Source organism: Aliivibrio sifiae (genome assembly GCF_002954715.1).
GTDB classification, from domain to species: domain Bacteria; phylum Pseudomonadota; class Gammaproteobacteria; order Enterobacterales; family Vibrionaceae; genus Aliivibrio; species Aliivibrio sifiae.
On the sequence record NZ_MSCP01000001.1, the window covers coordinates 291,686 to 313,668 of the forward strand.

General features: G+C 39.2%; 20 protein-coding genes. 17 read left to right on the plus strand and 3 right to left on the minus strand.

What is annotated here, in order from left to right; genetic code table 11:
- The first annotated feature begins 3 nt into the window (after positions 1-3).
- The 3 genes from yajC to secF are packed head-to-tail and all read left to right on the plus strand — an operon-like array spanning position 4 to position 3,211.
- The gene (gene yajC, locus BTO23_RS01235) at positions 4-336 is read left to right on the plus strand and encodes a preprotein translocase subunit YajC (RefSeq protein WP_060991670.1); all 333 of its coding nucleotides are present in this window, start codon (positions 4-6) and stop codon (positions 334-336) included.
- A 54-nt stretch (positions 337-390) separates the two neighbouring features.
- Positions 391-2,247: a protein translocase subunit SecD gene (gene secD, locus BTO23_RS01240; protein ID WP_081091594.1), complete on the plus strand. Its 1,857-nt coding sequence runs from the start codon at positions 391-393 to the stop codon at positions 2,245-2,247.
- A 13-nt stretch (positions 2,248-2,260) separates the two neighbouring features.
- Positions 2,261-3,211, plus strand: coding sequence for a protein translocase subunit SecF (gene secF, locus BTO23_RS01245; RefSeq protein WP_060991668.1), 951 nt, complete (start codon positions 2,261-2,263; stop codon positions 3,209-3,211).
- A gap of 88 nt (positions 3,212-3,299) precedes the next feature.
- Here the strand turns inward: secF and BTO23_RS01250 are convergent, their stop codons facing one another.
- The 3 genes from BTO23_RS01250 to map form a co-directional block, all read right to left on the minus strand.
- Positions 3,300-3,680 carry a DUF3461 family protein gene (locus BTO23_RS01250; protein WP_060991667.1) on the minus strand — a complete coding sequence of 127 codons (381 nt, stop codon included), beginning with the start codon at positions 3,678-3,680 and terminating at the stop codon, positions 3,300-3,302.
- Between the two features lie 122 nt (positions 3,681-3,802).
- Positions 3,803-6,427: a bifunctional uridylyltransferase/uridylyl-removing protein GlnD gene (glnD, locus tag BTO23_RS01255; RefSeq protein ID WP_105062846.1), complete on the minus strand. Its 2,625-nt coding sequence runs from the start codon at positions 6,425-6,427 to the stop codon at positions 3,803-3,805.
- Between the two features lie 55 nt (positions 6,428-6,482).
- Positions 6,483-7,310, minus strand: a complete 828-nt coding sequence (map, locus tag BTO23_RS01260; protein WP_060991665.1) for a type I methionyl aminopeptidase — start codon at positions 7,308-7,310, stop codon at positions 6,483-6,485.
- A 354-nt stretch (positions 7,311-7,664) separates the two neighbouring features.
- On the opposite strand from map, the gene rpsB reads away from it, so the two are divergent.
- The 14 genes from rpsB (at position 7,665) to lpxB (ending at position 21,983) form a co-directional block, all read left to right on the plus strand.
- The gene (gene rpsB / locus BTO23_RS01265; RefSeq protein WP_060991664.1) at positions 7,665-8,393 is read left to right on the plus strand and encodes a 30S ribosomal protein S2; all 729 of its coding nucleotides are present in this window, start codon (positions 7,665-7,667) and stop codon (positions 8,391-8,393) included.
- A gap of 134 nt (positions 8,394-8,527) precedes the next feature.
- Positions 8,528-9,373, plus strand: a complete 846-nt coding sequence (tsf, locus tag BTO23_RS01270; protein ID WP_060991663.1) for a translation elongation factor Ts — start codon at positions 8,528-8,530, stop codon at positions 9,371-9,373.
- Positions 9,374-9,559: 186 nt separating this feature from the next.
- Positions 9,560-10,291, plus strand: coding sequence for a UMP kinase (gene pyrH / locus BTO23_RS01275; RefSeq protein ID WP_060991662.1), 732 nt, complete (start codon positions 9,560-9,562; stop codon positions 10,289-10,291).
- A 61-nt stretch (positions 10,292-10,352) separates the two neighbouring features.
- On the plus strand, positions 10,353-10,910 hold the full coding sequence (gene frr / locus BTO23_RS01280) for a ribosome recycling factor (RefSeq protein WP_060991661.1): 558 nt from the start codon (positions 10,353-10,355) through the stop codon (positions 10,908-10,910).
- A gap of 123 nt (positions 10,911-11,033) precedes the next feature.
- A complete protein-coding gene (locus tag BTO23_RS01285; RefSeq protein WP_060991660.1) occupies positions 11,034-11,807 on the plus strand; it encodes an undecaprenyl pyrophosphate synthase in 774 nt (257 codons plus the stop codon).
- Between the two features lie 3 nt (positions 11,808-11,810).
- On the plus strand, positions 11,811-12,650 hold the full coding sequence (locus BTO23_RS01290) for a phosphatidate cytidylyltransferase (protein ID WP_060991659.1): 840 nt from the start codon (positions 11,811-11,813) through the stop codon (positions 12,648-12,650).
- A 97-nt stretch (positions 12,651-12,747) separates the two neighbouring features.
- Positions 12,748-13,950 (plus strand): 1-deoxy-D-xylulose-5-phosphate reductoisomerase, encoded by a 1,203-nt coding sequence (gene ispC, locus BTO23_RS01295; RefSeq protein ID WP_060991658.1) that lies wholly within the window; start codon positions 12,748-12,750, stop codon positions 13,948-13,950.
- A 2-nt stretch (positions 13,951-13,952) separates the two neighbouring features.
- Entirely contained in the window at positions 13,953-15,311 is a 1,359-nt protein-coding gene (gene rseP, locus BTO23_RS01300; RefSeq protein ID WP_060991657.1) for a sigma E protease regulator RseP, read from the plus strand.
- Between the two features lie 29 nt (positions 15,312-15,340).
- Positions 15,341-17,770 (plus strand): outer membrane protein assembly factor BamA, encoded by a 2,430-nt coding sequence (gene bamA, locus BTO23_RS01305; protein WP_060991656.1) that lies wholly within the window; start codon positions 15,341-15,343, stop codon positions 17,768-17,770.
- A 73-nt stretch (positions 17,771-17,843) separates the two neighbouring features.
- Entirely contained in the window at positions 17,844-18,359 is a 516-nt protein-coding gene (locus BTO23_RS01310; protein WP_060991655.1) for an OmpH family outer membrane protein, read from the plus strand.
- An 8-nt stretch (positions 18,360-18,367) separates the two neighbouring features.
- Positions 18,368-19,387 (plus strand): UDP-3-O-(3-hydroxymyristoyl)glucosamine N-acyltransferase, encoded by a 1,020-nt coding sequence (gene lpxD / locus BTO23_RS01315; protein ID WP_061003059.1) that lies wholly within the window; start codon positions 18,368-18,370, stop codon positions 19,385-19,387.
- Positions 19,388-19,514: 127 nt separating this feature from the next.
- On the plus strand, positions 19,515-19,967 hold the full coding sequence (gene fabZ / locus BTO23_RS01320) for a 3-hydroxyacyl-ACP dehydratase FabZ (protein ID WP_060991653.1): 453 nt from the start codon (positions 19,515-19,517) through the stop codon (positions 19,965-19,967).
- 2 nt (positions 19,968-19,969) lie between these two features.
- Entirely contained in the window at positions 19,970-20,758 is a 789-nt protein-coding gene (lpxA, locus tag BTO23_RS01325; protein ID WP_060991652.1) for an acyl-ACP--UDP-N-acetylglucosamine O-acyltransferase, read from the plus strand.
- Positions 20,759-20,831: 73 nt separating this feature from the next.
- Entirely contained in the window at positions 20,832-21,983 is a 1,152-nt protein-coding gene (gene lpxB / locus BTO23_RS01330; protein WP_060991651.1) for a lipid-A-disaccharide synthase, read from the plus strand.

The following is a 21,983-nucleotide window of genomic DNA, read 5'->3' on the forward strand; positions in this document are numbered from 1 at the left end:
TAAATGAATTTTTTCTCTCAGGCTCATGCAGCTGGTGAAGCAGGGGCACAAGGCGGTGGTATGCAAATGTTTATCATGCTTGGTATGTTTGCAGTTATCTTCTACTTTATGATTTATCGCCCACAAGCGAAACGTCAAAAAGAGCACAAAAACCTAATGTCTTCTATGGGCAAAGGTGATGAAGTCCTTACAGCAGGTGGCTTAGTGGGTAAAATCACAAAAGCTTCTGAAGAGAATGATTACATCGTAATTGAGCTTAACGCGAATAACGAAGTAACTATCAAGAAAGATTTTGTTTCAGCTGTTCTGCCAAAGGGCACACTGAAATCACTATAAAAACTTGTACCCTCTAACTTCGGTTAGGGGGTATTTTTCGTTAAGGACATCGCTGTGCTAAACCGTTTCCCTTTATGGAAGTATTTGATGGTAATCTCTGTATTACTTATCTCCGCTTTGTATGCACTTCCAAACCTTTATGGTGAAGATCCAGCCGTTCAAATCACGGGTAGTCGTGGTACAGAGGTTCAGACCTCTACGCTGGATGTTGTCGCTGAAAATTTAAAAAACAATGACATTGCTTATAAGTCTATTGCATTCGAAAATGGCAGTGTACTTGTTCGCTTTAATGATACTGATTCTCAAATCAGTGCTCGAGATATTATCAATCAATCACTAGGTAAAGATTACGTAGTGGCGCTAAACCTTGCAGCATTAACTCCTGATTGGCTAACTTCTATTGGTGCTGCTCCGATGAAGTTAGGTCTTGATTTACGTGGTGGAGTTCACTTCTTAATGGAAGTGGATATGGATGCCGCAATGAGTAAACTTATTGGACAACAAGAAGAATCCTTCCGTACTGACTTACGTGAAGCAAAAATTCGTTATCGTGCAATTCGTGAATCAGGTAAAGACGCTGTTGAAGTCGTTTTACGTAACGAAGAGCAATTAGCTGAAGCAAAAAAATTATTGTCTGATGCTCATCGTGATATGACTTTTGTCGATTCAGAATCTAATGGCCAATTTAAACTTGTTGCGAAGTTTACAGATCAACGCTTACAAGAAATCCGTAATTATGCTGTTGAGCAAAACATTACCATTATCCGTAACCGTGTTAATGAACTTGGTGTGGCTGAGCCTTTAGTTCAACGTCAAGGTGCTAGTCGTATTGTTGTTGAGTTGCCAGGTGTTCAAGATACCGCTCGTGCAAAAGAAATTTTAGGTGCGACCGCGACGCTTGAGTTCCGTGAAGTCGATGATAAAGCAGATTTAGCCGCGGCAGCTAGTGGTCGTGCGCCAGCAGGCAGTGAGATCAAAGAAGATCGTAATGGTCGTCCTGTTGTTCTGAAAAAACGTATTATTCTTGGCGGTGCAAGTATTACTGATGCAAGCTCAAGTGCTGATGAGTACGGTCGTCCACAAGTTAACATTTCACTGGATAGTGAAGGTGGTAGCAAGATGACGGCATTCTCTCGTAAAAATATCGGCAAGCTAATGGCTACGGTATTTACTGAATATAAAGACAGTGGTCGTCGAACCCCAGAAGGTCGCGTTATTCTTGCTAAGACAGAAGAAGTGATTAACCAAGCTACTATTCAATCAGCTCTTGGCCGTAGTTTCCGAATTACGGGTATCGATTCTCAGGCTGAAGCTCATAACCTTGCGTTACTACTTCGTGCTGGTGCTCTAATTGCACCTATCTCGATTGTTGAAGAGCGTACGATTGGTCCATCTATGGGTCAGCAGAACATCGACATGGGTATTCAAGCATGTATCTGGGGTATGGTAGCAGTAATGCTATTCACTCTTGTTTATTACCGTGGTTTTGGTTTAGTCGCTAACTTGGCTCTTGCTGCTAACTTGGTATTAATTATTGGTGTTATGTCGATGATTCCAGGTGCGACAATGACCTTACCTGGTATTGCCGGAATCGTATTAACCGTAGGTATGGCGGTGGATGCAAACGTACTTATCTTTGAGCGGATCCGTGAAGAGTTAAGAGACGGACGTAATCCACAACAAGCGATTCACCAAGGTTATGCTAATGCATTTAGTACGATTGCGGATGCAAACATTACAACATTAATTACAGCAATTATTCTTTTTGCTGTAGGTACTGGTGCAATCAAAGGCTTTGCGGTAACGCTGTCTATTGGTATTTTGACTTCAATGTTTACGGCGATTGTCGGTACTCGTTGTGTTATTAACTTAGTTTACGGCGGCAAGCGCGTAGACAAACTGTCGATCTAAGGGAATATTTGTCATGTTTCAAATAATGAAAGCAGAGAAAACCATCGACTTTATGCGTTGGTCTAAGCCTGCCTTTTTCTTCTCTATGCTGATGATTGTAGCTTCAATTGCTACGCTATCAACAAAGTGGTTGAACTGGGGCCTAGATTTTACTGGTGGTACATTAATTGAAGTTGGTTTTGAACAGCCTGCTCAATTAACAGATATTCGTGGCGCACTAGAAGCAAAAGGTTTTGGTGATGCAACGGTACAAAACTTTGGTACTGCACGTGATGTTATTGTTCGTCTTCAGCCGCGTGAAAATGTGAAAGGGGAAGAATTAGGTAACCAAATTATCAGTGCTATTAAAGAAGGTACTGGTGATCAAGTTGAGATGCGTCGTATTGAGTTTGTTGGTCCAAATGTGGGTGACGAACTAACTGAAGCCGGTGGTTTAGCTATCCTTGTTTCTTTACTATGTATCTTGGCTTACGTATCGATTCGTTTCCAATGGCGTTTAGCAGCAGGTGCGGTATTAGCACTGGCTCACGATATTATTATTACACTGGGTATTTTTTCATTCCTTCAAATAGAAGTAGATTTGACGATTATCGCGGCACTATTAACGGTAGTGGGTTATTCCTTGAATGATACCATCGTTGTATTTGACCGGATCCGTGAAAATTTCTTGAAAATGCGTAAGGGTGAGCCTGAAGATATTATGAATGATTCAATTACTCAAACATTAAGCCGTACGTTGATTACTTCAGCTACGACTCTGTTTGTTGTAATTGCATTGTTTACTCAAGGTGGAGCAATGATCCACGGTTTTGCTCTTGCATTGCTATTGGGTATTACTGTTGGTACGTATTCTTCTATCTATGTTGCTTCTGCATTAGCTCTAAGATTAGGTATTACGCGTGAACACTTAATGCCAACACCTGTAGATAAAGAAGGTGAAGAAGAATTTGAGCAGATGCCTTAACCGGTAATTTACATATTCTACTTATAAAAAATGGACCTTAATTGGTCCATTTTTATTTCTGTTGTTAGTTAATCTAGTAATTCGGATATTATAATTTATCTAAATCTCGTTCGATTTCTTCAATTTTACTTGCGACGACTTTTTCTAAATGGCGAAGATCTTTAAGGATTTTCTTTTTCACATCTGCTGGTGTTTCTTTTTCTGGGCGCGTAATTTTATTTAGCTCATCAATGATTAGCGTGAGGTTACGATTAATCTCGGTAGTTTCTTTATAGCGATGGCTACCACTATCAACTAAGACATTTTTTACTTGGCGTGGGTACTTAAATTTTACGCTTTTAGCGAATAACTCCCCTTTTTGCTTACCAAAGTAAATTTTTAGTACGTCTTTATGTGCTTCTTGACGTAAAGAGTAACGTTCGATCTTTTCAGGTTCTGAAATTCCAAGGCTAACTAGGTGTGGGTACATGGTTTACTCCATTGTTATTATCTTGTTACTTCAATCTTCATCTAAGATAAAGAATATGACAAACAGCGTTAAACAAACTTGTGGGATAGATCCGTTAAGTTTAAATGGCACTGCTTGAAATCTTAATTAATTAAGTTATCCACATTCTCAATGAGTGCAGTTTTGAGCTCATCTTGTTTTTCTTCATCAAGGCGGCCACCCGTTTCAGATGTTAGAATAAAGAGATCTTCTGCTCGTTCACCAATAGTTGTTATCTTTGCAGCATGAAGGTTTACTCCTAAACGTGCAAAAGTTGCCCCTACTGTGGCCAGTAACCCCGGAGTATCTAATGCAACAAATTCCATTAAGGTGCGTTTACCCGTTTTAGTTGGAAGAAATTCCATACGAGTTTTAACGGTAAAATGCTGTAATTGTCGTGGTGGACGGCGAGTTTTAATATGTGTTTCTTGAGTTTCTAGCTCTACTGCATACAGTTGATCGATTAAACGTTGCTGTCTGTCTTCATCAATCGGATCATCGTTTTGATCTAATACCATAAAGGTATCAAGTGCGTAACCGTCTTTACTCGACATAATTTGAGCATCATAAATAGTAATGCTTCGTCTATCCAGTTCAGCAGCTACGGTAGCAAAAAGATGAGCCTGATCTTTACTATAAATGAAAATTTCAGTACCACCACGCGTTGGGTTTTTACTGATAAGTATAAGTGATTTCTCTTTGTCTGAATGATTAAGAAGATTGCTCGCATGCCACGCAATCTGTTGGTGCGTATGGCGTAAAAAATAATCGGCTTTAAAGCGTCGCCACAAATTGTCGATTTGCCATTGCGTAAATCCTTCCGCTCTAAGTTGAGCAGAGGACATGTGTTGATTGTGGCGAATACGTTCACGCATATCGGGTGGATTCTCTAAACCACGACGTAGTGCTCGCTGAGTTGCATTGTATAAGTCAGCAATAAGAGTTCGTTTCCAACTATTCCAAAGCTCGGGATTGGTTGCACTGATATCAGCAACAGTAAGACAGACTAGGTAATCTAAACGCTCTTCATCTCTAACATGTTTTGCAAATTCAGTAATGACATCAGGATCATAAATATCGCGACGTTGGGCTGTTACAGACATCAGTAGGTGGCTTTTAACTAACCAAGCAACAAGATTAGCCTCAGGTTTTGATAAACCATGGTTAATACAAAACTCATAGGCATCAACTGCGCCAAGTTCTGAATGATCGCCTCCTCGACCCTTTGCTATGTCGTGAAAGATAGCAGCGATAATGAGTAATTCTTTTTTTATTATCTTTGGATAGACTTCACAGCATATAGGATGCTTTTTCCTGTTTTCTGGTTCAGAAAATGTATTAATGTGTTTTAGCAGTCGCATACTGTGCTCATCAACAGTATAAGCATGGAAGAGGTCAAATTGCATTTGGCCTACAATTTGACTCCATTGCGGTAAATAGGCCGAAAGAACCCCTAATCGGTGCATAACACTGAATGCTTTATGAAGGGCATTAGGATGTTGAGTTAAAGTGATGAACTTGTCTCTGGCTTCTGGGATTTCGCATAAAAAGCGATTCAGTCGGCGGCGAGCTGTGCGTAATTGACGCATTGTTGGCGGAGCGACACCATCAATTGTTGAGTCATTGGCAATAAGCAAAAACATATCAAGAATCGTAGCAGGGCGAGCCTGAAATAAAGCTGGTTTCCTTGCTTCAATTAAGCGTCCACGACGTTGGAAGTCATCATTGATAATAATGGCTTCTTCTTGTTCTCCTTGATGAATGATCGCTTCGTCAAAAATCTTCAATAACATACTATTAAGTTCAGCAACACGGCGTAGTGTGCGATAGAACTCTTTCATCATGCGTTCAACGCCACGATTTCCTTCACCAATAAATCCTAAGCGCTCTGCAACTTGAGGTTGGTGTCCAAAAGTCAGTCTATTATCGTAGCGTTTTAATTCAATGTGCAAGGCAAAACGAACACGCCATAGAAACTCTTGGCATTCAACTAATTCACGGTATTCTGCATCTGTTAAAAACCCCGCTTGGCTCATCTCTAGCAATGATGTTGCGCCAAAATGACGTCGGGCTATCCAACTTAAGGTATGGATATCTCGTAATCCTCCAGGACTTGATTTGATATCTGGTTCTAAATTGTAAGTTGTATCGTGATAGCGGCTATGACGCTTTTTTTGTTCATCAATTTTAGCCTGATAGAAAGCTTCACTAGGCCAAAAGCTATCAGAATGAATACTTAATTTTAATTGATGAGCAAATTCTTTATCACCACAAATATAGCGTGCTTCTTGTAAATTAGTCGCAACGGTTAAATCACTTTTACCAATATCAATACATTCATCTAAAGAGCGAACACTATGGCCGACTTCTAGTTTTAAATCCCAAAGCAAGGTGACAAAATCACTGACTTTTTGGCAGAATGATTCACTTAGATTGTCATTATTTAAGATTAAAATATCAATGTCAGACAAAGGGTGAAGTTCGCTGCGGCCATAGCCTCCAACCGCTATTAAAGTTGTATTTGGTAACTGTTCAAATTTAAAGAAATGCCATAATCGAGATAGTAATTGATCAAAGTAATGAGAGCGTTCAAAAACTAAATCAGAGACGGGTATATTTTGTTGATGGAAAGAGGTGATTTGGTGTTGGGAGAAGATAGTTAGTTGTTGTTTTAATTCCGCAATTGTTAGTTGTTGGTCGGATAAGGCAAGAGGAGATGTATAATTCATAGCAATCCCTGCTGATAAAGAAACAGAAGACCGAAGCCTTCTGTTTATTTCATTATTATTTGTTAACCATGTGTCGAGGAATACTTTCTTCAGTTCGAAGTGTTAATACTTCACAACCTGTTTCGGTAACTAAAATAGTATGTTCCCATTGGGCTGTATTTTTACCGTCACCAGTATAAACAGTCCAACCATCATTATCGTCTTGTAGGCAACCAAATTTACCTAAATTGATCATTGGTTCGATAGTAAATGTCATACCTGCTTTTAATACAGTGCGGTCATTATTTTTGTAATGAACAACTTGTGGCTCTTCGTGGAACTGAGAACCAATGCCGTGACCACAGTAATCACGAACAATAGAACATTTAGGGGTCGTGCCTTTAATGTATTTTTGAATTGCGGTACCAATTTCTCCTAGTTTTACACCAGGTTTTACTTTACGCATACCAACATACAGGCTTTCTTGTGCAATTAAGCATAGACGCTTATCTGTAGAGCTAACGTCACCAATCAAAAACATTTTTGAAGTATCGCCATGGTAACCATCTTTGATTACCGTGATGTCGATATTAAGAATATCGCCATCTTTTAGTACTGCTGGTTTAGTAAAACCATTGTATTGCTCATCTTTTGTTGCCGGAATGCCGTGACATACAATGTGATTGATTGAGGTACAAATAGATTTAGGAAAACCATGGTAGTTCAGTGGTGCAGGGATCGCACCTTGTACTTCAGTAATATGCTTGTGGCAAATTTGATCAAGTTCTTCAGTTGTTACCCCAGCTTTTACAAAGGGTTCAATCATTTCAAGTACTTCTGCGGCTAATTGGCCGGCAACGCGCATTTTTTCAATTTCTGCAGCGCTTTTAATATTTACTGACATGGGCTTTTCTCTATCTAGAAATAAATCGTTCTGGTTAAACGATAATTGTTCTTAGTTTACCTAGGCTGTGTTTATCTTTCAATATGAAGAAGAATGAAAAATAATTCTTGCTTAGAAGGGAATCAGAATGATTTTTTTGAAAATAGTAGATTTTAACGGCGTTTTTATGGTATAAAGCGCGCCGGATTGATGAACAATTTGTTCTCAATACCGACTATACTTTAATTTTAAATCACACACATACCGTCACGCAGTCCGGGGTGCTCAATTTTTTAATGAATTCATTAATTAGTTAGGGTCGGATTCTAGCGGGGTATGTGGAGGCTTAACCCCATTTAATAGAGGAATTCTCAAATGGCAACTGTATCAATGCGCGATATGCTTAAAGCTGGTGTTCACTTCGGTCACCAAACTCGTTACTGGAACCCAAAAATGAAGCCATTCATCTTTGGTGCTCGTAACAAAGTTCATATCATCAATTTAGAAAAAACTGTACCTATGTTCAACGAAGCTTTAGCAGAACTTGCTAAAATCGGTAGCAAAAAAGGTAAAGTTCTTTTCGTTGGTACTAAGCGCGCTGCATCTGAAGCTGTTAAAGAAGCTGCAATCAACAGTGACCAGTACTACGTGAACAACCGTTGGTTAGGCGGCATGCTTACTAACTTTAAAACTGTTCGTCAGTCTATCAAACGTTTAAAAGAATTCGAAGTTCAAGCTCAAGACGGTACTTTTGAGAAGATTACTAAGAAAGAAGCGTTAATGCGTACACGTAGCATGGAAAAACTAGAGAAATCTCTAGGTGGTATCAAAAACATGAACGGTCTTCCAGATGCGTTATTTGTTATCGATGCTGACCATGAGCACATTGCAGTTAAAGAAGCAAACAACCTAGGTATCCCAGTATTTGCTGTTGTTGATACTAACTCAAACCCAGATGGCGTTGACTACATTATCCCAGGTAACGATGACGCAATCCGCGCTATCCAACTTTACCTGAACGCTGCTGCTGATTCTGTAAAGTCTGGTCGTAACCAAGACGTTGCAGCTGTAGCTGAAAAAGACGGTTTCGTAGAAGCTGAGTAATTTTTCGACTCGTCGAATTATTATTTGCTCCTAGTGAGTCTTTTAGTTTCGTAGTAAACTAAATATAGTTAGCAGGGGCCCAATTTGGCCCCTGATTTTTAACTTTTATACCTATTTATATTGAGGAATTGAGAATGGCAACTGTAACTGCTGCTCTAGTTAAAGAACTTCGTGAACGTACTGCTGCTGGTATGATGGAATGTAAGAAAGCACTTGTTGAAGCTGAAGGCGACATCGAGCTAGCAATCGAAAACATGCGTAAATCTGGCGCAGCAAAAGCGGCTAAAAAAGCAGGCAACATCGCTGCTGAAGGCACAATCATTATTAAAGAAGAAGCTGGCGTTGCCGTTCTTCTTGAAGTTAACTGTCAAACTGACTTCGTAGCTAAAGATGCTGGTTTCCTAGCATTCGCTAACGAAGTTGCTGAAACAGCTTTAGCTGAGCGTCTAGACATCGAAGCTCTTCAAGCTAAATTTGAAGATGCTCGTATCGCTCTAGTTACTAAAATCGGCGAAAACATCAGCATCCGTCGCGTTCAACTTGTTGAAGGCGTAGCACTTGCTTCTTACCGTCACGGCGAGAAAATCGGTGTTGTTGTTGCTGGTGAAGGCGAAGCTGATACGCTTAAGCACATCGCTATGCACGTTGCTGCTTCTAAGCCTGAGTACGTTAACCCATCTGACGTACCTGCTGAAGTAGTAGAAAAAGAAAAAGCTGTTCAAGTTGAAATCGCTATGAACGAAGGCAAACCTCAAGAAATCGCTGAGAAAATGGTTATCGGCCGTATGAAGAAATTCACGGGCGAAGTTTCTCTAACAGGTCAAGCTTTCATCATGGAACCTAAGAAAACTGTTGCTGAAATTCTTAAAGAAAAAGGTGCATCAGTATCTAACTTCGTACGTCTAGAAGTTGGTGAAGGTATCGAGAAAGCGGCTGAAATGAGCTTTGCTGACGAAGTAGCAGCGGTACAAAAAGGTTAATCCTTTTGTATTGTTGATAAAAAAGACCGTGGCTTTGCTACGGTCTTTTTGTGAATGCGAAGTAAGTTTATTAATAGCCTATGGCCTTAATATAAAGTAATAGTTGTAACCATTTTATCTTATTATTTTGTTTAATTTAAAATGGTTACAGTTATTTCGACAACTCTTAGTGAAAAGGTAAGAACCATGACGACGAACCCGAAACCAGTATATCAGCGTATTCTATTAAAACTTAGTGGTGAAGCACTTCAAGGCGAAGAGGGTTTTGGTATTGACCCTGCAACACTTGAGCGTATGGCTCAAGAAATAAAAGAATTGATCGAACTTGGTGTTCAAGTTGGTGTTGTTATTGGTGGTGGTAACCTTTTTCGTGGTGCAGGCCTTGCTGAAGCAGGCATGAATCGCGTAGTAGGCGATCACATGGGTATGCTAGCAACGGTAATGAATGGGCTTGCTATGCGTGATGCTCTTCACCGTGCTTACGTGAATGCTCGTGTTATGTCTGCTATCCCTTTAAAAGGTGTATGCGACGATTACAACTGGGCGGATGCAATCGCTCAACTTCGTCAAGGCCGTGTAGTAATTTTTTCTGCAGGTACAGGTAATCCATTCTTTACAACAGATTCGGCTGCGTGTTTACGTGGTATTGAAATCGAAGCAGATGTCGTTTTAAAAGCAACAAAAGTAGATGGTGTATTTACCGCTGATCCAGTATCTAACCCTGATGCAGAATTATATGATAAACTGGATTACAACACTGTTCTTGAAAAAGAATTAAAAGTTATGGACTTAGCTGCGTTTACTCTTGCTCGTGACCATAAAATGCCAATCCGCGTATTCAATATGAATAAGCCGGGTTCATTGCGTCGTGTTGTAATGGGTGAAGCTGAAGGTACTTTAATCAGCAGCGCTGAATAATACCAATTCCATTGATTACATTGGTATAAGTCCGGAATAAAATAACAATTAAGGTGAAGTTGTGATTAACGAAATTAAAAAAGACGCTCAAGAGCGCATGGAAAAAAGCGTAGAAGCACTGAGAAACAGCCTGCTAAAAATTCGTACAGGTCGTGCTCACCCAAGTCTTCTTGCTGGTCTTTCTGTTGAGTATTACGGTGCAAGAACACCAATCAATCAAGTAGCAAACATCATTGCTGAAGATTCACGTACTCTTGCTATTACTGTTTTTGACAAAGAGCTTGCTGGCCTTGTTGAGAAAGCAATCATGATGTCAGATCTTGGTTTAAACCCAATGTCTGCTGGTACGGTAATTCGTGTACCACTTCCACCGTTAACAGAAGAGCGTCGTAAAGACCTTGTTAAGATTGTACGTGGTGAAGCTGAAGGCGCACGTGTTGCTGTTCGTAACATCCGTCGTGATGCAAATGGCGATCTTAAAGGTCTTCTTAAAGAGAAAGAAATCTCAGAAGATGATGATCGTAGAGCACAAGACGAGATTCAAAAACTGACAGATTCTGCTGTTAAGAGCATTGATGAAGTGCTTTCAGTAAAAGAAAAAGAGTTAATGGAAGTATAATTTACTTTTATTACTCATTGTTCAGGCTGATTTTTTCATATAAATAATGATATGATGTCCGCGATGAACACGATAAGAAGCGCTATGTGTAGACATTAGCGCTTTTATTTTTAAGGGAGTTATATGGCCAGTCAAACTAACAGCGAGTTTTTATCATCTGAAGTATTACCAAAGCATATTGCGGTAATCATGGATGGTAATGGACGTTGGGCGAAAGCTCAGGGTAAGCCTCGTGTATTTGGTCATAAAGCCGGTGTTGATGCGGTGAGAAAAACCATATCAGCAGCCAGTAAGTTAGGGATAAGTGCCATTACTCTTTTTGCTTTTAGTAGCGAGAATTGGCGTCGCCCTGAGGAAGAGGTTAGTGTCCTCATGGAGCTGTTTATTACGGTTCTTTCCCGTGAAGTTAAGCGTCTTCATAAAAATAACATTCAATTACGCGTTATAGGTGATACTTCTCAATTCAGCGCTCGTCTTCAAAAGAAGATTATTGATGCTGAAGCATTAACTTGTGAAAATTCAGGGTTAGTGTTAAATGTTGCTGCAAATTATGGCGGCAAGTGGGATATTACCCAAGCAGTTAAACGTCTTGCTTATCAAGTAGAGCAAGGTAATTTACAGGTTAATGATATTGATGAGGCGTCTATTGCTTCTAAGCTAACAATGTCAGACTTACCTGATGTGGATTTGATGATAAGAACCAGTGGCGAGTGCCGTATTAGCAACTTTATGTTGTGGCAAATGGCTTATGCTGAGTTCTATTTCACTGACCAATATTGGCCTGACTTTAATGAGCAAAGCTTAGCAGATGCTATTGCTTGGTTTGTTAGTCGAGAAAGACGATTTGGTTGTACAGGTGAGCAAATCCAAGCTCTAATGAACGAAAAGGATCTATAAAGTTTGAAACAGCGTATTATTACCGCTCTTATTTTAGCACCCCTAGTTATTGCGGGGATCTTCATGTTGCCAATGCAAGGTTTCCTTATTGCAATTACCGCAATTACTCTTGTTGGTTTTTGGGAGTGGACTCAGTTTACAGAATCTAAATCTCGTTATATAGCGTTAGTCCCTTCAGTAATCGCGCTTGCCGCTTCTCTTTTTTTATTACCAACGTCAACTCTAGAATTAGCGATCCCAAGCGATGGTCATCAAGCAATCTTATTGATCGGCTCAATATGGTGGTTAATTGCTTCAGGTTTGGTTTTAACATTCCCTAAAAGTAAAACATTATGGCAAAACAACCTACCTTTAAAGCACATTTTTGGTTGGCTAACAATGATCCCATTTTTATGGAGTATCTTACTGTTGCGTGCCGATAGTTATGTGATTGATAGCTTTTATGGTGCCAAATTAGTTCTTCTGGTTTGTTTATTGGTATGGGCTGCAGATAGCGGAGCTTATTTTGCTGGTAAAACTTTTGGTAAACGTAAAATGTCACCAGCAGTAAGCCCAAATAAAACCATTGAAGGTTTAATTGGTGGGATCATTACTGCGATTATCGTTGGTTGGGTTGCAGCAAGTGCCTTTGAGGTCCGATTTGAAAGTACAGCAGCTATGCTGGGTATTTTTATTGTGACTATTATTATTTCTGTATTAGGTGATCTTGTTGAAAGTATGTTTAAGCGAGCATCTGGTATTAAAGATAGTGGTACGATCATTCCTGGTCACGGTGGTATCTTAGACCGTATTGATAGCTTAACAGCTGCATTCCCAGTGTTTGCTTTCTTGTATTTTCTATAGTTTCTTTTCTATTTTGAAAAACTAAATCAATTTAATTTATACGGTAGATATTATAATCTACCGTTTTTCTATTCAATTTTCATTGTGGTCATTCATTATGCGCAAGTTAACCATCTTAGGCGCTACTGGCTCTATTGGTAGTAGTACACTTTCAGTCGCAAAACAAAACGCCGATAAATTTGATGTTGTTGCATTGGGTGCAGGAAGCAACGTTGAAAAGATGCTGGAGCTTTGTTGTGAATGGCAACCTAAATATGTTGCTATGGCCAGTTCTGATGCTGCAAACGTATTAGCGGTTAAGCTAAAAGAGCATGGTCTTAATATCGAGGTTCTTTCTGGTGAGAAAGGGCTGTGTCATATAGCTCAACTTGATGATGTTGATACGGTCATGGCTGCGATTGTTGGGGCAGCTGGTCTGTTACCAACCATGTCAGCAGTTAAAGCTGGAAAGCGCATATTACTTGCGAATAAAGAAGCTTTAGTCATGTCTGGGCAATTATTTATTGATGCTGTCGAAACATATGGTGCCGAGTTATTGCCAGTTGATAGTGAACATAATGCAATTTTTCAATGTCTTCCTGAGAGAATTCAAACCAATTTAGGGCGTTGTGATTTAGATGCTAATGGCATTAGCTCTATTTTATTAACTGGTTCAGGTGGTCCATTTCGTTATACCGATATTTCAGAATTAGAGTCGGTAACACCAGAAATGGCGATTGCTCACCCTAACTGGTCAATGGGACCTAAGATCTCTGTTGATTCAGCAACCATGATGAATAAAGGGTTGGAATATATAGAAGCTCGTTGGCTGTTTAACGCAAGCAAAGAGCAGTTGAAAGTTGTTATTCATCCTCAATCAGTTATCCACTCTATGGTTCAGTACAAGGATGGTTCTGTCTTAGCGCAAATGGGACTTCCCGATATGAGAACCCCAATTGCCTGCACTATGTCTTATCCTAAAAGAGTAAATGCTGGAGTTGAACCACTTGATTTTACTAAAGTGGGAGAGTTTAGTTTTCTTGAGCCAGACTTTTCTCGTTACCCATGTTTGAAATTAGCTATTGACGCATGTTATTTAGGTCAGCACGCGACGACAGGGTTAAATGCAGCTAATGAACAATCAGTCGCTGCTTTTTTGGACGGTCAGATTAAATTTACAGATATAGCTCGAATTAATGAGTCGGTTTTGGACAAAGTATGCGCAAACTTCCAAAACCTTGAGCTAGATAGCTTGGAAAGCCTGATTGACCTAGATAGAATGGCCCGTCATTATGCCGATGAGGCAATTAAAAAGGTTTAACTATGTCAGAACTTCTATGGAATCTATCATCATTTATTATCGCACTAGGTATTCTTGTTGCTGTTCATGAATATGGTCATTTTTGGGTAGCTCGCCGTTGTGGTGTAATTGTTGAGAAATTTTCTATTGGTTTTGGTAAGTCAATCTGGAGCAGAAAAGGCAAAGACGGCACGGAATATAATATATCAATGATCCCGCTTGGGGGTTATGTGAAAATGTTGGATGAACGTGTTGATGAGGTTCCTGAAGAACTTAAACAACATGCTTTTAATAACCGTCCTTTATGGCAAAGAAGTGCCATTGTTGCCGCAGGACCAATCGCGAATTTTATTTTTGCAGTGGTAGCGTGTTGGCTTGCTTTTATGATCGGAGTGACTGCATTAAAGCCAGTTGTTGGACATATTGATAATAATTCAATTTTTTCTCAAGCAGGAATTGAATCTGGAGTGGAACTAAAAGCCATTTCAGGAATCAAAACCTCGGATTGGGAAGCAGTTAATATGGCGATTGTTTCTCATATTGGTGATGAGTCGATGACGGTAACCTATAGCGATGAAAATAATATTGGTGTAGATGTTACAACGACTCTTGATTTATCTGATTGGAAATTTGATCCAGAAAAAGATTCACCAATGGTGTCTCTAGGTTTTCTTCCTTACCGCCCAGCGTTAACTTTAAATGTCGCCAATGTTAGCGCCAATAGTGCAGCTGAAAAATCAGGCTTATTGGTTGGTGATCGTTTGGTTTCTGTTAATGGTCATCAATTAACAGAATGGCAAGAGATGGTTGAGGCGATACAAGCAAATCCAAATAAAGCGATAGAATTAATTGTTCTTCGTGATAATGAGCAAACAACGTTAACATTAACGCCAGATAGCAAAGAGATCGCAGATGGTAAAATCATTGGTTTTGCTGGAGTCTCTCCTATATTCGAAGAATGGCCTGAAGGTTACCGTTATGAAAAACAATATGGTCCAATCGTTGCTTTTGAAAAAGCAGTAGAAAAAACCGGTAATATTATTGATTTAACATTAACCATGACTAAGAAATTATTCACGGGTGATGTAGCGTTAAATAATTTAAGTGGTCCTATTTCGATAGCCAAAGGCGCAGGTACTACAGCTGAATATGGTTTAGTATCATTTTTAGGATTTTTAGCTTTAATTAGTGTTAATTTAGGTATTATTAATTTATTACCTCTTCCTGTATTGGATGGTGGGCATTTACTCTTCTTTGCAATAGAAGGGATTACGCGTAAGCCTGTATCAGAAAGAGTTCAAGAAATTGGTTATAAAGTAGGAACAGCAATGATTATGTCATTAATGGCTGTCGCTTTATTTAACGACTTTATGCGCCTTTAAGTAGTAGCAAGGGAATAATAAAACGTATTATGGCGATGAAAAAATTGTTGATAGCCTCACTGCTTTTTGGCAGCGTTGCAGCGCAGAGCGCAGAAACATTTGTTATTGATGATATACGCTTTGAGGGATTACAGCGTGTCGCATTAGGTGCAGCATTACTTAAGACCCCTGTTCGTGTTGGTGATAGTATGAGCCAGCAAGACGTATCTCAGGTAATTCAAGCATTATTTGCTTCTGGTAACTTTGAAGACGTAAAGGTATTTCGTGATGGGAATGCATTACTAATTAAAGTGACGGAACGTCCAACGATTGCAAATATCTCTTTTTCTGGCAATAAAGCGATCAAAGAAGAACAGATGCAACAGAACTTAGAAGCCTCTTCTATTCGTGTTGGTGAAGCATTAGACCGAACTACATTAAGTAATATTGAAAAGGGCTTAGAAGACTTTTATTACAGTGTTGGTAAGTACAATGCAACCGTTCATGCAGTTGTTACTCCATTACCTCGAAACCGTGCAGATCTTAAGTTTGTATTTACTGAAGGTGTTTCAGCTAAAATTCAACAAATTAACTTTATTGGTAATGAAGTCTTTACAGATGAACAACTCCTTAGCCGCTTCAATCTTAATGTAGATGTAGCGTGGTGGAACTTCTTAGCTGATGAAAAATACCAGAAACAAGTGCTTGCTGGTGACATTGAAGCATTACGCTCATATTACCTTGACCGAGGTTATTTAAAGTTTCAGGTAGATTCAACTCAAGTTTCTATTTCTCCGGATAAGAAAGGCGTATACATAGCGTTAACCGTTGATGAAGGTGCTCCTTACACCGTTAGTGGCGTTAAGTTCCAAGGCGAGTTAATCGGCAAAGAAGAAGAATTTAAAAAGCTTGTTCCTTTTGAAGATGGCGAAGTTTATAACGGCTCTGCAGTTACTCGCTTAGAAGAAAATATCAAACGTATTTTAGGTGAAGCTGGTTATGCTTATCCTCAAGTTCGTACGATGCCAGAGTTTGATGATGAGAACCAAACAGTATCGCTAGTTATTAATGTAGAAGCCGGTAATCGTATCTATGTTCGTGATATCAAATTTGTTGGTAATACATCAACTAAAGATGAAGTGTTACGTCGTGAAATGCGTCAAATGGAAAGTTCTTGGTTAAATTCTAAATCGATTGAAACGGGTAAAAACCGTCTAAACCGTTTGGGTTTCTTTGAAACGGTAGATGTACAAACCGTTCGTGTCCCAGGATCTGATGACCAAGTTGATCTCGTTTATTCTGTAAAAGAAGCAAACTCAGGAAGTGTTAACTTTGGTGTCGGTTACGGTACTGAATCAGGCGTGAGCTTCCAAGTTGGTCTTCAGCAAGATAACTTCATCGGTTCTGGTAACCGTGTTGGTATCAATGCAATGATGAACGATTATCAAAAGAACATTAGCTTAGATTATCGTGATCCTTACTGGAACCTTGATGGTGTCAGTTTAGGGGGTAAGATTTTCTATAATGAATTTGAAGCTTCTGATGCAGGTATTGTCGATTATACCAACCAAAGTTATGGTGGTAATCTCACATGGGGTTTCCCATTTGATGAATTAAACTATTTCGAAATTGGTGTGGGCTACACTCATAACAAGATCTCTAATTTAGAAGGTTATGTTCAAATTGAACAATACTTAAATTCAGTTGGTGATGCTTATGATGAAGGTGCTCAAACGCTGATCGTAAGTGATTTTGATGTCACTTTGTCTTGGACTCGTAATAACCTAAATAAAGGTTATTTCCCAACGGCGGGTAACTACCAACGAGCATCTTATAAGATAACGACCCCGAATTCTGATTCACAGTTCTTTAAAGCACAATATGAAGTTCGCCAGTACTTCCCGTTAACAAAGAAACACGAATTTGCATTATTAATGCGTGGTAAGGCGGGTTACGGTAATGGTTATGGTCAAACTGATGGTAATGACAACCTGTACCCATTTTATGAGAACTTTTATGCCGGCGGCTTTACAACCTTACGTGGTTTTGGATCTAACTCAGCGGGTCCAAAAGCCGTTTATGCACAAGGTTCAAATGGAGGAATAGGTAATAATACTTCTTACGCAGCAACTGATGATTCTGTTGGTGGTAATGCTACCGCTTTAGCAAGTATTGAGCTGATTGTACCGACTCCATTTGCAAGTGAAGAAACACAAGGACAAATTCGTACCAGTGTCTTCTTTGATATGGCGAGTGTTTGGGATACAGAGTTTGACTATAAAGATCCTAAGCCAGGGATGGATGGTGGTCAGTATTACTATGATTATTCAGATCCATCAAACTTCCGCTCTTCATATGGTGCAGCTTTACAATGGATGTCTCCGATGGGGCCATTAGTATTCTCAATTGCGAAACCTGTGAAGATTTATGAAGGTGATGATGAAGAATTCTTTAGTTTCACCATTGGTCGAACTTTCTAAACATTGATAGCTCTAATAGAAAAGTGTTAATGTAAACCGATTCAATTTAGGTCGATAATAATTAATTAAGGATATGATTTTGAAAAAGTTGGTAAAAGTAGCCGCTTTAGGCACAGTATTATTAAGTGGTTCTTTTTTTGCTAATGCAGCAGAAGCAGCAACCAAAATTGGTTATGTAAACATGGCTCAAATCGTTCAGCAAATGCCACAACGTGAAGCTATTTCAGAAAAACTTCGTGCTGAGTTTAAAGACCGTATTGATGAATTACGTAGCCTAGAGTCAAAAATTAAAGACAAAGTAGAAACGATCAAACGTGATGGTGAGCTTCTAGGTGCGTCAGGTAAAACAAAACTTGAGCGTGAAATTGCTTCGCTTCAATCAGATTACAAACTAAAAGCACAAGCATTAGATGAAGATAACCGTCGTCGTCAAGGCGAAGAACGTCAGAAGTTGATCATGCAAGTACAACAAACAGTAGAAAAAGTAGCGAACAAAGAAGGCTATGATATGGTTGTTGATGCTCAAACACTACTTTGGGCAAAACCAGAAGACAATCTATCTGAAAAAGTTATTAAAGAAATTAAATAAGGTCGAACATGACTCGTATTACGCTTGCTGAATTGGCAAAAAAACTGGGTGCAACCGTTCATGGTAACGGTGATGTTGTTGTACATTCTATCGCTTCGATGAGCAAGGCTGGAGAAGGGGATATAACCTTTCTTTCAAATGCTAAATATCGTAAGCAATTGGCTAGTTGCCAAGCATCAGCGGTGATTGTGAAAGAGGCGGACGTTGAGTTCTGTCAATCTAATGCATTAATAATGCGAGACCCATATTTAGGCTTTGCTTTAGCAGCTCAAGCTTTAGATACAACACCAGCTCCAGCAAAAGATATTGCACCATCAGCGTATATTGCTGATGATGCAATGATTGGAGAAGGTGTTGCTATTGGACATAATGCAGTAATTGAATCGAAAGCAGTTATTGCTGATGGTGCGATTATTGGTTCAGGCTGTTTTGTTGGCCAAGAAGCAAAAATTGGTAAAAATACGAAGTTATGGGCAAATGTTTCTATTTACCATCGCGTAGAAATTGGTGAATCTTGTTTAATTCAATCAGGTACTGTTATTGGTTCTGATGGTTTTGGTTACGCAAATGACCGTGGTACATGGGTTAAAATACCTCAGCTCGGCTCTGTCATTATTGGTGATAACGTTGAGATTGGTGCCAATACTGCGATTGACCGTGGTGCAATTGATAATACAGTGATTGAAAGTAATGTTATTATTGATAACCAAATTCAAATCGCTCATAACGTACAAATCGGATCTGGTTCAGCGATGGCTGGTGGTACAATTGTCGCTGGTAGTACAAGTATTGGTAAACATTGTATTATTGGTGGTGGTTCAGTGATTAATGGCCATATTGACATTACCGATGGCGTAACTATCACTGGTATGGGTATGGTGATGAGAGGCATTAGCGAAAAAGGCATGTACTCATCAGGTATTCCACTGCAAACAAATAAAGAATGGCGAAAAACTGCAACTCGTGTTCATAAGATTGATGAAATGAATAAGCGATTAAAGGCAGTAGAGAAAAAGTTACTCGACTAACTCTCATCCGTTAACATTCTAATTAATAAGTATTGGTCTGCATTTTGCAGACCTTTGTCTATCTATTATTACTCTATTTGAGCTACACTATTACTCAGATACGATATTGTTTTACAGGAATATTATTTTGACTCGTGAAAATAAAACACTCAACATTACAGAAATCCAAGAGTTATTACCGCACCGTTACCCATTCTTATTGGTTGACCGAGTAACAGATTTCGAAGAAGAAAAATACTTACACGCGATCAAGAATGTGTCTGTGAATGAACCTCAATTTACTGGCCATTTCCCACAAATGCCAATTTTTCCAGGTGTATTGATTCTTGAAGCAATGGCTCAAGCAACTGGCCTATTAGCATTTAAATCGTTTGGTGCTCCTGCTGAGAATGAACTTTACTATTTTGCTAGTATTGATAAAGCAAAATTCCGTAAACCAGTTGTTCCTGGTGACCAATTAATTATTGAAGTTGAATTCATTAAAGATCGCCGTGGTATTGCACTATTTAATGGTGTAGCTAAAGTTGACGGTGCTGTAGTGTGTTCAGCTGAACTTAAGTGTGCAAGACGAGAGTTTTAATTATGATTCATGAATCGGCTCAAATTCATCCGTCAGCAGTTATTGAAGGTAATGTAACGATTGACGCTAATGTATCTGTTGGACCATTCACTTACATTACTGGTAATGTAACGATTGGGGAAGGTACAGAAATAATGTCGCATGTTGTCATTAAAGGCGATACGACGATAGGCAAAGATAACCGTATCTTCCCGTTTGCTACTATTGGTGAAGAAAGCCAAGATAAAAAATACGGCGGTGAAGTAACTAAAGTCGTTATTGGCGATCGTAATGTTATTCGTGAAAGCGTTCAAATTCACCGAGGTACAGTTCAAGATCGTGGTGTAACGACTGTTGGTAATGATAATTTACTTTGCGTGAACGTACATATTGCACATGACTGCATCGTTGCTGATAACATCATCATGGGTAACAACGCGACATTAGCTGGCCATGTAACGGTTGAAGATTATGCGATTGTTTCTGCATTGTCTCCTGTTCATCAGTTTTGTACCGTTGGAGCACATAGCTTCATTGGCGGTGCGTCTGTAGTTGTTCAAGATGTGCCTCCGTTTGTGATGGCACAAGGTAACCACTGTAAGCCTTTCGGTATCAATATCGAAGGATTAAAACGTCGTGGTTTTGAAAAACCTGAGATTCATGCTATTCGTCGAGCTTATAAAGCACTTTATCGTAATGGTAATACATTAGAAGAAGCAAAAGCTGAGATAAATAAAGAAATTGAAGCATTTCCAGTACTTCAAGGCTTCTTAGATTTGTTTGAGAAATCGACGCGCGGTATTATTCGTTAATAACGGCGTTTAGAAGTATATAAGCATATTACAAAGGCCTATTGATGTAGGCCTTTTTTATTTTGGAGCAAAAATGACCAAACCATTACGAATTGGTATTGTCGCTGGTGAGTTATCTGGTGATACGCTAGGTGAAGGCTTTATTAAGTCAGTAAAAGCACAATATCCTGGTGCTGAATTTGTGGGGATCGGCGGACCTAAAATGATAGCTCAAGGATGTGAGTCATTATTTGATATGGAAGAACTGGCCGTAATGGGGTTGGTAGAAGTATTGAGTCGATTACCTCGTTTATTAAAAGTGAAAGCAGAACTTGTTAATCATTTTACTCAAAACCCACCAGATGTTTTTATCGGTATTGATGCGCCTGACTTTAATTTACGTTTAGAAAAAACGCTAAAAGAGAAAGGTATAAAAACAGTTCATTATGTTAGTCCATCTGTATGGGCTTGGCGTCCAAAACGTATATTTAAAATTGATGCCGCAACGGATCTTGTTTTAGCATTCTTGCCGTTTGAAAAAGCATTTTATGATAAATATAATGTAGCTTGTGAGTTTATTGGCCATACATTGGCTGATGCAATTCCAATGCAAAGCGATCAAATTTCAGCTCGTGAATTATTAGGTTTACAACAAGATCGTCAATGGCTAGCCGTTTTACCAGGTAGCCGTGGTGGTGAAGTTGCATTAATTGCCAAACCATTTATTGAAACCTGTCAACGTATTCATAAACAACATCCTAAAATGGGGTTTGTCGTTGCCGCTGTTAACGAAAAACGCCGTGAACAGTTTGAAACAATCTGGAAAGAAACGGCCCCTGAATTAGAATTTACAATTATTCAAGATACGGCCCGAAATGTCATGACAGCCGCTGATGCTGTATTATTAGCATCAGGTACGGTAGCACTTGAATGTATGCTAATAAAAAGACCAATGGTTGTTGGTTATCAAGTAAATAAACTAACAGGATGGATTGCTCAAAAGCTTTCGATTACTGAATTTGTTTCTTTGCCTAATGTCTTAGCAGGAAAAGAATTAGTGCAAGAGTTTATTCAAGAAGAGTGTCACCCTGATTTTCTTTATCCGGCAATGGAAAAAGTATTGAGCCAAGATAACAGTGAATTAATTGAAAAGTTTACTGAAATGCATCAATGGATCCAAAAAGATGCGGACAAGCAAGCCGCTAATGCCGTCTTACGTCTAATTAATAAAGAAACAGCAGAATAA

Bases quoted from the DNA above. Each gene is read 5' to 3' on its own strand.
- bamA (WP_060991656.1), top strand. From the start codon at position 15,341: ATGGCGATGAAAAAATTGTTGATAGCCTCACTGCTTTTTGGCAGCGTT.
- tsf (WP_060991663.1), top strand. From the start codon at position 8,528: ATGGCAACTGTAACTGCTGCTCTAGTTAAAGAACTTCGTGAACGTACT.
- pyrH (WP_060991662.1), top strand. From the start codon at position 9,560: ATGACGACGAACCCGAAACCAGTATATCAGCGTATTCTATTAAAACTT.
- ispC (WP_060991658.1), top strand. From the start codon at position 12,748: ATGCGCAAGTTAACCATCTTAGGCGCTACTGGCTCTATTGGTAGTAGT.
- map (WP_060991665.1), bottom strand. From the start codon at position 7,310: ATGTCAGTAAATATTAAAAGCGCTGCAGAAATTGAAAAAATGCGCGTT.
- lpxA (WP_060991652.1), top strand. From the start codon at position 19,970: ATGATTCATGAATCGGCTCAAATTCATCCGTCAGCAGTTATTGAAGGT.
- glnD (WP_105062846.1), bottom strand. From the start codon at position 6,427: ATGAATTATACATCTCCTCTTGCCTTATCCGACCAACAACTAACAATT.
- BTO23_RS01310 (WP_060991655.1), top strand. From the start codon at position 17,844: ATGATTTTGAAAAAGTTGGTAAAAGTAGCCGCTTTAGGCACAGTATTA.
- lpxB (WP_060991651.1), top strand. From the start codon at position 20,832: ATGACCAAACCATTACGAATTGGTATTGTCGCTGGTGAGTTATCTGGT.
- BTO23_RS01250 (WP_060991667.1), bottom strand. From the start codon at position 3,680: ATGTACCCACACCTAGTTAGCCTTGGAATTTCAGAACCTGAAAAGATC.
- BTO23_RS01285 (WP_060991660.1), top strand. From the start codon at position 11,034: ATGGCCAGTCAAACTAACAGCGAGTTTTTATCATCTGAAGTATTACCA.
- secF (WP_060991668.1), top strand. From the start codon at position 2,261: ATGTTTCAAATAATGAAAGCAGAGAAAACCATCGACTTTATGCGTTGG.
- rpsB (WP_060991664.1), top strand. From the start codon at position 7,665: ATGGCAACTGTATCAATGCGCGATATGCTTAAAGCTGGTGTTCACTTC.
- rseP (WP_060991657.1), top strand. From the start codon at position 13,953: ATGTCAGAACTTCTATGGAATCTATCATCATTTATTATCGCACTAGGT.
- lpxD (WP_061003059.1), top strand. From the start codon at position 18,368: ATGACTCGTATTACGCTTGCTGAATTGGCAAAAAAACTGGGTGCAACC.
- yajC (WP_060991670.1), top strand. From the start codon at position 4: ATGAATTTTTTCTCTCAGGCTCATGCAGCTGGTGAAGCAGGGGCACAA.